At 65.6% G+C, this 9,442-nt stretch carries 9 protein-coding genes; 6 read left to right on the forward strand and 3 right to left on the reverse strand.

Annotation, left to right across the window (positions count from 1 at the left end):
* The 3 genes from AAF184_22980 to AAF184_22990 form a co-directional block, all read left to right on the forward strand.
* Positions 1-1,515, forward strand: a 1,515-nt coding sequence (locus tag AAF184_22980; GenBank protein MEO0425219.1) for a hypothetical protein, incomplete at its 5' end; no start/stop codon positions are given.
* Positions 1,516-2,056: 541 nt separating this feature from the next.
* Positions 2,057-4,057: a sialidase family protein gene (locus AAF184_22985; protein ID MEO0425220.1), complete on the forward strand. Its 2,001-nt coding sequence runs from the start codon at positions 2,057-2,059 to the stop codon at positions 4,055-4,057.
* A gap of 234 nt (positions 4,058-4,291) precedes the next feature.
* Complete coding sequence (locus AAF184_22990; protein MEO0425221.1) at positions 4,292-5,380, forward strand: DUF2891 domain-containing protein; 1,089 nt, start codon at positions 4,292-4,294, stop codon at positions 5,378-5,380.
* A gap of 14 nt (positions 5,381-5,394) precedes the next feature.
* Here the strand turns inward: AAF184_22990 and AAF184_22995 are convergent, their stop codons facing one another.
* Positions 5,395-5,925: a CBS domain-containing protein gene (locus AAF184_22995; GenBank protein MEO0425222.1), complete on the reverse strand. Its 531-nt coding sequence runs from the start codon at positions 5,923-5,925 to the stop codon at positions 5,395-5,397.
* Positions 5,926-6,012: 87 nt separating this feature from the next.
* On the opposite strand from AAF184_22995, the gene AAF184_23000 reads away from it, so the two are divergent.
* The gene (locus AAF184_23000; GenBank protein MEO0425223.1) at positions 6,013-6,195 is read left to right on the forward strand and encodes a hypothetical protein; all 183 of its coding nucleotides are present in this window, start codon (positions 6,013-6,015) and stop codon (positions 6,193-6,195) included.
* A 13-nt stretch (positions 6,196-6,208) separates the two neighbouring features.
* Here the strand turns inward: AAF184_23000 and nqrM are convergent, their stop codons facing one another.
* Both nqrM and AAF184_23010 read right to left on the reverse strand, forming a co-directional pair.
* Positions 6,209-6,439, reverse strand: a complete 231-nt coding sequence (nqrM, locus tag AAF184_23005; protein MEO0425224.1) for a (Na+)-NQR maturation NqrM — start codon at positions 6,437-6,439, stop codon at positions 6,209-6,211.
* Positions 6,440-6,452: 13 nt separating this feature from the next.
* On the reverse strand, positions 6,453-7,592 hold the full coding sequence (locus tag AAF184_23010; protein ID MEO0425225.1) for an FAD:protein FMN transferase: 1,140 nt from the start codon (positions 7,590-7,592) through the stop codon (positions 6,453-6,455).
* Between the two features lie 171 nt (positions 7,593-7,763).
* Between AAF184_23010 and AAF184_23015 the strand changes: the two genes are divergently transcribed.
* Positions 7,764-9,119 (forward strand): Na(+)-translocating NADH-quinone reductase subunit A, encoded by a 1,356-nt coding sequence (locus AAF184_23015; protein ID MEO0425226.1) that lies wholly within the window; start codon positions 7,764-7,766, stop codon positions 9,117-9,119.
* 6 nt (positions 9,120-9,125) lie between these two features.
* On the forward strand, positions 9,126-9,442 hold a 317-nt coding region (locus AAF184_23020; protein MEO0425227.1), incomplete at its 3' end, for an RnfABCDGE type electron transport complex subunit D.

Raw genomic sequence — 9,442 nt, forward strand, 5'->3', positions numbered from 1 at the left:
TCGTCCATCGAAGTCAGCCCGATCGATCCCGACGTGCTGGTGGCGGGCTCCAACGGGCCTGGCTCCGGTCAACGCATGCACTACTCCTTCGACGGGGGTGTCACCTGGAACGAGTCAGCACCCCTGCCCCTCGGCGGCACCTGCTGCGATCCCACGATCGGTTGGTCGAGCGATGGCCAGTTCGTCTACACGGCCACCCTCGGGGCGCAGAACTTCTTCTACCGCTCCTCGGACAACGGTCAAACCTGGGACGACCTGGCGAGCGAGAACGGTGATCCGCGCCGAGAGATCAGCGCCGGTGGCTTCGTCGACAAGGAGTTCCTCCACGTCGACCGCTCGCCCACCTCGCCCTTCCAGGACAACATCTACCTGACCTGGCACGAGTCCAACATCATGCGCTTCGCGCGCTCCACGGACTTTGGCAACACCTTCGAGCCCGTAATCACCTTCTCCAACCAGAGCGCCAACCGCGGCATCGGCTCCGACATCAGCACCGACCGCGCCGGACGCCTCTACTACGTGTGGCCAGGCTTCAACTCGCGCACGATTCGCCTAGCAGTGTCCGACAACGGCGGCGAGTCCTTCCTGCCCACCTCTGTGATCGCGGATACGCAAGGCAGCTTCGACTTCCCCATCCCCTCCATGTCGAACCGACGGGTGTTCATCTACAACTCCGTTGACGTGGACACCACCAACGGCCCCTTCGCCGACAGCGTGTACGTCTCCTGGACCGACTCGGACGCGCCGACGGGCGGCAACCCGGCTAGCAACCACGCCCGCATCCAGGTGGCGTACTCACGCGACGGTGGCGACAGCTGGGATGTGGTCACGCCCCATCCGACCGCCGACATCCTGGACGTCGACCGTTGGCACCAGTGGCTCACCGTTGGCCCCGACGGCACCGTGCACCTGATCTACTACAACACCATCGACGATCCGAGCCGCACCAGCGTCAACGTCTACTGGACCTTCTCCACCGACGGCGGCGTCACCTGGAGCGACGAGCAGCGCATCACCTCGGAGACCTCACCTAAGATCAACGATGGCTTCGAGTTCGGTGACTACAACGGCCTCGCCGTTACGATGGACAACATCATCGCCATCTTCACCGACAACCGCAGCGAGACCGGCGGTGGCGGCAACTCCGTCGACATCTACGTGGCGGGCACCGCCGTGGACGGCGATGGCGGTGGCGTGGACTACACGCTGGCGCAGACCGATCCCGGCATCGCCGGCCAGGAAAACGCCTGGACCACCACCAACGGCACCCCGGACGGCTTCAACCTGATCTACTTCGGGCGCGCCGCCGGCACCACGCCGATCAGCGTCGGTCAGTGCACGGTGGATGTGGCGCTCAACAACGCCAGGCCCATCGCCTTCGCCGCGGCGGACGGCAACGGTACGGCGACGGCCACCCGCAACATCGGCGCGGGCGCCAGAGGCGTCACCCTCAACTTCCAGGCGCTCGATCTGCGCTCCTGTGAGTTGAGCAACGTGACCAGCACCACCTTCTGACCGGGGTGCGCCACAGCGGTGCAGCGCCGGTACGTCACCGGCGCTGCCCCGTTTCAGCAACACGCGACATATCACTCGCGTCCTTGGCTCACGGCACAGGCTGCGCCGACCACGCCAAGGGTTTGCGCAACCCGTGCTTCCATCGTTTCCGAAGGGAATTTCTCCCAAGAACAACTGGGACAAAACGCCCCACATGGAGCCTGCGAGGGACGCCTCAGGCGGCACCATCGCAGGTTGCTTGGATCCCGGTGGTATTCCCTCAAATGCTCGTGTAAGACTCCAAGCCCGACGGTCGCCAGACCTCGGTCACTAACAGCGATAACAACGACACTCTAAGACGCCGATGCCATGCCGCGGCGTCCGCACAGTAAGCATCCACGGTGCTGCTGACCGGCCACGTCCTGTCCTTTGCGATCGCGAGCCACCTCGCTCGGCACGCTGCGCAAGGGAACGGGACTGGGGGTAGGCGTGGCGGGTCCCCTCGCGGATCCGCCGCGTGTTACCCATTCGATAACACCCACCCACTGAGAAGGTACTCAAGGTGAATACGAAACACGCTCTCAGCCTGCTCGGCGCCCTCGCGCTCCTGCCGGCCCTCTCGTTTGCCCAAGACATCGACGCCACCCGCGGCGCTGACCGCGCCGTCGACTACGCCGCCTTGAAGCGCCTCGGCGGATGGGACGACCGCAACTACCAGCTCACCAAGCGTGACCTCGCCCTGCTGGCCAGGAACGAAGCCGATCTCAACGTCTCCATCCCCGCCTTCTACCGCGTGCAACTGCGCAAGCAGTACCCCGACCTCCCCCGCACCGGCAAGGTCCAGTACCCCCACTCCGTGCTGCCCCGCTTCCTCGTCGAGCACCGCGGCTTCCTGGTCAAGGGCAAGTTCTACCGCGGCGCTGAGCGCAACGCTGATGGCGCGTGGCGCGTCATGATGAGCGAGGCCCCCTTGGCCGAAGTCGCCCAGGACGGCGAGATCCGCGCCCTCGACGGCGAAGCGCGCGTCACCAACCCCAGCGGTGCCGCCGAGTCCTCCATCGAAGTCTCCCCCATCAACCCCGACATCCTCGTCGCGGGCTCCAACGGCCCCGGCTCCGGCCAGCGCATGCACTACTCCTTCGACGGGGGTGTCACCTGGAACGAGTCAGCGCCACTGCCCCTCGGCGGCACCTGCTGCGATCCCACAATCGGCTGGTCTTCGGACGGTCAGTTCGTCTACACCGCCACCCTCGGTTCGCAGAACTTCTTCTACCGCTCTTCCGACAACGGCCAGACCTGGGATGACCTCGCTTCCGAGAACGGCGATCCGCGACGTGAGATCTCCGCCGGCGGCTTCGTCGACAAGGAGTTCCTCCACGTCGACCGCTCCCCCAACTCCCCCTTCCAGGACAACATCTACCTCACCTGGCACGAATCCAACATCATGCGCTTTGCGCGCTCCACGGACTTCGGTAACACCTTCGAGCCCGTGATCACCTTCAGCGGGGCGAATGCTAACCGCGGCATTGGCTCGGACATCGTCACCACCCGCGGGGGCGCCGTGCACTACGTCTACGCCGCCTTCAACTCGCGCACGATTCGCCTGGCCACCTCCAACAACGGTGGCGCCTCCTTTGGCTCCATCTCCGAGATCGCCAGCACCGAGGGCAGCTTCATCTTCCCGATCCCCTCTACGGACCGTCGCCAGGTGTTCATCTACGCTGGCGCCGATGCGGACATGACCGATGGGCCCTTCGCTGACACCATCTACGTCTCCTGGACCGACTCCGATGGCCCCACCAGCAACAACCCTCAGAACAACCACGCGCGCATCCAGGTCGCTTACTCGCGTGACGGCGGCGCCACCTGGGACGTCACCACCCCGCACCCCACGGACGACATCCTCGAGGTTGACCGCTGGCACCAGTGGCTCACCGTCGGCCCCGACGGCACCGTGCACCTGATCTACTACAACACCATCAACGATCCCACCCGCACCAGCGTCGACATCTACTGGACCTTCTCCACCGACGGTGGCGTCACCTGGTCCGATGAGGAGCGTCTGACCTCGGAAGCGTCGCCCAAGATCAACGATGGCTTCGAGTTCGGTGACTACAACGGCCTCGCCGCCACCATGGACAACGTCATCGCCATCTTCACCGACAACCGTCGTGAGGGCGGTGGCGTGGGTGACTCCGTCGACGTCTACGTCGCCGGCACCACCATCGGTGATGGCGGCAACGTCGACTACACCCTGGCCCAGACCGATCCCGGTATCGCCGGCCAGGAGAACGCCTGGACCACCACCAACGGCACGCCAGACGGCTTCAACCTGATCTACTTCGGGCGCGCCGCGGGCACCACGCCGATCAGCGTCGGTCAGTGCACGGTGGATGTGGCGCTCAACAACGCCCGGCCCATCGCCTTCGCGGCAGCCGACGCCAGCGGCACGGCGACGGCCACCCGCAACATCGGGGCGGGTGCCAGCGGCGTCACCCTCAACTTCCAGGCCCTCGATCTGCGCTCCTGTGAGTTGAGCAACGTCACCTCCACGACGTTCTAAGGCAGCGACGACAAAGCCACGATGCGGCACCGAGGAATCCTCCTCGGTGCCGCCAGGCCGCCGCCTGCGCGGTCCCACCCTGCGCGCTCCCCGCCAGCCATCCGCTCGCGCACTCTCCGTCGCCACGCTCCGGACGATGCGATACCCTCTCGCCATGTCCGAGGTGCCGTCTGCGCATGTTCCCATGGGCGGCAGAGACGGTCCCACCAAACGCCTGACACCGGAGCCATCGCCTTGTTACGCGCGTGCGTCCTAGCCACCCTCACCGCCCTTGCCGTCTCGAGCCCCACGTTTTCCAACGAGGTGGATCTGCGCCGGGCGGCCGACACCGATATCACCCTCGAGGAGGCGAACCGCCTAGCCGAGCTGCCCCTCGCCTGCCTTCAGCAGGAGTACCCGAACAAGCTCGGCCAGACGATCGGTAGTGCTGAGGATTTGAACGAACCCAGCGTTCTACATCCCGTTTTCTACGGCTGCTTCGACTGGCACAGTGCGGTGCACGGGCATTGGTCGATCGTGGCGCTCTTACGCCGCTTCCCGGAACTCGAGCGCGCCGACCAGGCGCTCCAGGTGCTGGCCGAACACCTCACCGCCGACAAGGTCGCCAAAGAGGTCGAGTACTTCAATGGCAAACACAACAAGACCTACGAACGCACCTACGGCTGGGCCTGGCTACTGAAACTCGATCAGGAGCTTGCCGCCTGGGACACGCCCCTCGCCAACACGCTCCACCGCAACCTTCAACCCCTGAGCGAACTGATCGTCGAGCGCTACCTGGAGTTCTTGCCCAAGCTCAACTACGCGATTCGCAACGGGGAACACCCGAACACCGCCTTCGGCCTGACCTTCGCCTTCGACTACGCCCAACACCATGGACATGACGCGCTATTGAATGCTGTAGGTGAAGCGGCGCGAAGGTTCTACGCGCAGGATGAGAACTGTCCTCTCGCATGGGAGCCGGGCGGCTACGACTTCCTGAGTCCTTGCCTAACGGAAATAGACGTCATGCGCCGCGTGCTGGCGACGGACGCTTTCCACCGCTGGCTAGAGGGATTTCTGCCCAGCTTGGTCAAACCGGGTTACGCATTGGAGGTGGGGCGCGTCTCCGACCGCTCCGACGGCAAGCTGGTGCATCTGGACGGGCTCAACTTCAGCCGTGCGTGGGCGCTGCTGGGGTTGGCCGATCAGTTTCCAGACCGCTACGGACATCTGCGGGCGGTGGCCACGGAGCACATCCAATACTCGATGCCCCATCTGGTCGGCGACAGCTACGAAGGCGGGCATTGGCTCGGGAGCTTTGCCCTCTACGCCCGCTTCCGGTAGCGGAGGGGGCGACCCTAGCCGACGATCATCTGCTTCAGCTGCAGCGCCTCGAGCTCCAGCTCCTTGAGACGGAAGTGGACCACGTCGCCGATGGTGACCATGCCGACCAACTCGCCGTGGGCAACCACGGGCATGTGGCGGAAACGGCCCTCCGTCATGCGACGCAGCACGGTCATCAGGGGCTCGTCGGGGTCGCAGGTTTGCACCTTGGAGGTCATCACCTCCTCGACCCGCTGAGGCAACGTCCGCCCGGGCGTAACGGCGAGCTTTCGCACGATGTCGCGCTCGGAGAGGATGCCGGTGAGCTTGCCGTGCTCATCGGTCACGACCAAGGCGCCGATGCGCTTCTCGCTCAACGCGTTCACGGCTTGGGCCAAGGTGTCCTGGGGCTGAATCGAGAAGATGTCCGTGCCCTTGGTGTCTAGGAGCTTCTGCACCGTAGAGGAGCTGACGGACATGTTGCTGCGCTGCGACTGGCTCACCGTACGATGTTCTTTCTTCTTTTGTTTATCGGCACGCGTCGGCGCCTGATACGAGCTTGGCATGGAGCACCTTCCCTGCTGGCTTGACTGAGCCACGTTCCCGAGGACACTTGAGCTTAGACGAAGTACGCGCCGCGAGGGAACTCCCACTTGACCCTGACACCACTCAGCGCCACCGCCCTGTTCGTGGTGGCGTGCCTGGCAGGCTACCGCTATCGCCGCACCTGGAAGCGCCAGGGGCCAGCCTGGCAACCGTGGCTCTACGGTATCGTGGCTGCGCTCGCCCTGCTGGCGTTGGCGTTCGCCCCCCTGTCCTCCGCCGTCACCGGCTAGCGATAGCGTTAAGTCAAGCTTGCGCCCGTCCACCATTGCCCCGGGCCCGGGGACAATTCAGCCGGTTCTTGAGGGGACTGTCCGGATCGATCTCGCGCTGGCAGACGAGGCAACGATCGGCACCCGCCACCGCGTTCAAGCCACCGCAGCTGCCTTTGATGGTCCTGCCGGAGAAGACCACACCGACGGCCATGGCCACGACCACCAGAAGCAGCAGGAGAAACGCGAGAATAAAGGTGCTCATGTAAGAGTATCGCTCACTCGGGTTGAAGCTCAGCGAAGCGCTCGCTGGCCTGGGTCACGAAGTTCGGCTGCTCGGCCGTGCCTTCGCGACTGACGAACAAGGCGGCCAGGCCCCAGCGCTCGGCCACCGGCATGCCTCGCTCCTGGCCCAGGGCGAGCAGCGCCGTGGCCCAGGCGTCCGCCAGGATCGCCGACTCGGCGATCACGGTGACCGACGCCGTCGTATGGGTGACGGGCCGACCGGTCGTGGCGTCAATGATATGCGAGTAGCGCACGCCGTCCCGTTCGAAATAGTTGCGGTAATCCCCCGAGGTGGCGAGGCCGACGTCGCTCACGTCGATGATCTGGTGCACCGACCGCTGCCCCGCGACGGGCCGCTCCACGCCGATGCGCCACGCTGTCCCCTCCCGGTTGGTGCCTGAGGTGTAGAGATCGCCCCCGATCTCCACCATGAAATCACGCCAACCGCGCTCGCGCAGGGCGCGCGCCACCTTGTCGATACCGTAGCCCTTGGCGAGGGCGGCCAGTTGGACCGAGGTCTCAGGACGGCGCTTCCTGAGCGTTGCCGGATCCTGACCCAGTTCGAGCCCTCGCGCCTGACCCACGGCTTCGAGCGCCTCGGCGATAGCGCTCTCCGGCGGCACCGCGCGGGCGTCCTGCCCATCGGCGCCGAAGCCCCACAGCTCGATCAGCGGTGCGACCGTGACATCGAACGCCCCTAAACTGCGCTCATGCACCACGCTGGCCACCTGCATCACCTCGCTCAGCTCGTCGGAGATGGCCACAGGATCGGTGTGCGAGTGCGCATTGAAGCGGGAGACTTCCGAGTCCTCGGACCAGTTGGACAGCTGGGTGGTGATCGGCAGCAGCGATTGCTCGACGAGTTCGCGCAGGGCGCTCGCGCTGGGGGCCTCGCCTCGGCCCGCGACCAACGCAACGCTGTAGTAGGTGCCCATGGTCTCGCCGGCAACCTCGACCACATGCGGCGCGCCCCCCACCAGGGAGGCATCGCAGGCGGCGACGAGACCGAGCGCCGCGAGCGCGATCACCCCGCAAAGCCGGCGCTGGCGGCGCGCACGGCGCCGGCCGTCTCGGCTCGTGAAGACAAGCGGGGCAAGCCATCCCGAGGCGACGCGTTGAGACTGTGTTGCCATGTGTGAGATCGATGCAAACGGGTTCGGTGGGCGGGCCGCCGCTCAGAAGGACGCCCCGAGTGGCCATGGAGTGCGAATCATGTGCTCAAGGTGCTTCCAGTTTAGCAGCGAGTCCGAAATAATTGACGCTATGCAGAATCCTCCATTCTCCCGGCAGAGGGCCAGGCAAGCTTGAAGCAGTTCACGTTAAGGAAGGGCCTGAACCTGCCGATCCTCGGTGCCCCCAGGGACGGCGCCATCGAGGAGGCGCCGGCGGTGCAGACCGTCGCCGTGCTGGGCGATGACTACCTCGGGCTCAAGCCCCGCGTCAGCGTGGAGGAAGGTGATGCCGTGGGGGCGGGCAGTCCCCTGTTCGCACACAAGGACAACCCGGGCGCGCTGATCACCTCACCGGCTTCGGGTCGTGTGCGCGCGATCCACCGCGGTGAGCGCCGCCGATTGATCAGCATCGAGATCGAGCTCGATGCTGGCGCCGCGCCACCGGTCGATTTCGCCGATGTCGGCGATATCAACACGCGGGACGGGCTCGCCGAACGCCTGGGAGCCGCCGGCCTGTGGACGTCCTTCCGCACCCGCCCGTACTCGAAGGTGCCCCCGCTCGATGCGGTGCCGGCCGCGATCTTCGTCACCGCCACGGACAGCGAGCCCCTCGCCCCGGCGCCGGCGCGGGTTCTCGAGCACGCATCGGAAGCGTTCGCGACAGGGCTCGCCGCCGTGTCCCGCCTGTGCGCGACGGACGGCAAGACCTATCTTTGCCAGGAAGGGGACGCGGACATCCCCGGCATCGCGCAGATCGACGGGGTGGAAGCCGTGGCCTTCAGTGGTCCCCATCCCGCGGGCCTCGCAGGCACGCACATTCATTTCCTCCACCCGCCCACCGCGGAGCGCACGGTCTGGACCATCGGTTACCAGGACGTCATCGCCATCGGTCGCCTGCTGCAGTCGGGCCAGGTCGACGGCGAACGGGTCATCGCCCTGACCGGCCCGCTCTGTCGGGAGCCGCGGTTGCTACGTACGGTGATGGGCGCATCCCTCATAGACCTCACGCGGGGCGAATTGCACGATGCGCCCGCCGTGCGCCTGATCTCCGGTTCCGTGCTGAGCGGCCGCGCGGGTGAAGGCCCCACCGCCTACCTCGGGCGCTACGCACGCCAGGTCACGGTGATCGAAGAGGATCGTAAGCAGATTCCCTTCGGCTGGATTCGGCCCATGGCCGACAAGTTCGCTTTCCAACCAGTGTTGGGCTCGGCGCTCGCCAAGCGTCTCTACGCCCTTACCAGCAATTTGAACGGGGGCCGCCGAGCGATGGTGCCCACCGGCACCTTCGAGCAACTGATGCCTCAGGACTATCTGCCCACCCAACTGCTGCGCGCCCTGCTGGTGATGGACACGGACACGGCTCAGGCCCTGGGTGCCCTGGAGCTGGACGAAGAAGACCTCGGCCTCGTGGGCTTCGCCTGCCCGGCCAAGTATGAGTACGGCCAGGCCCTGCGCGACTGCCTCAGCAAGATCGAGCGCGAGGGCTAGACGAGCATGAGTCACCTGCGCGCCTTCTTCGATAGCATCGAGCCCCACTTCACCGCCGGCGGCAAGTGGGAGCGCTACTTCCCCGTGTACGAGATGATCGAGAGCATCCTGTACACGCCCAAGACCGTGACCACGGCCGCGCCGCACGCGCGCTCCTACGTGGACATGAAGCGCATCATGACCTACGTGGTGCTGGCCACGATGCCGTGCCTGTTCGTGGGTCTGTACAACGTTGGCCTGCAGGCCCGGTTCTACCACGACTGCCAAGAGATGGATCACGCCTGCCATGTGATGGACGAAATGCTGGCCCCCTTCATCCCGAA

This window comes from Pseudomonadota bacterium (assembly GCA_039815145.1).
Taxonomy (GTDB): domain Bacteria; phylum Pseudomonadota; class Gammaproteobacteria; order Steroidobacterales; family JBCBZW01; genus JBCBZW01.

Coding starts and splice junctions, on each gene's coding strand:
- AAF184_22995 (MEO0425222.1), bottom strand. CDS start 5,925: ATGCCAAGCTCGTATCAGGCGCCGACGCGTGCCGATAAACAAAAGAAG.
- nqrM (MEO0425224.1), bottom strand. CDS start 6,439: ATGAGCACCTTTATTCTCGCGTTTCTCCTGCTGCTTCTGGTGGTCGTG.
- AAF184_23010 (MEO0425225.1), bottom strand. CDS start 7,592: ATGGCAACACAGTCTCAACGCGTCGCCTCGGGATGGCTTGCCCCGCTT.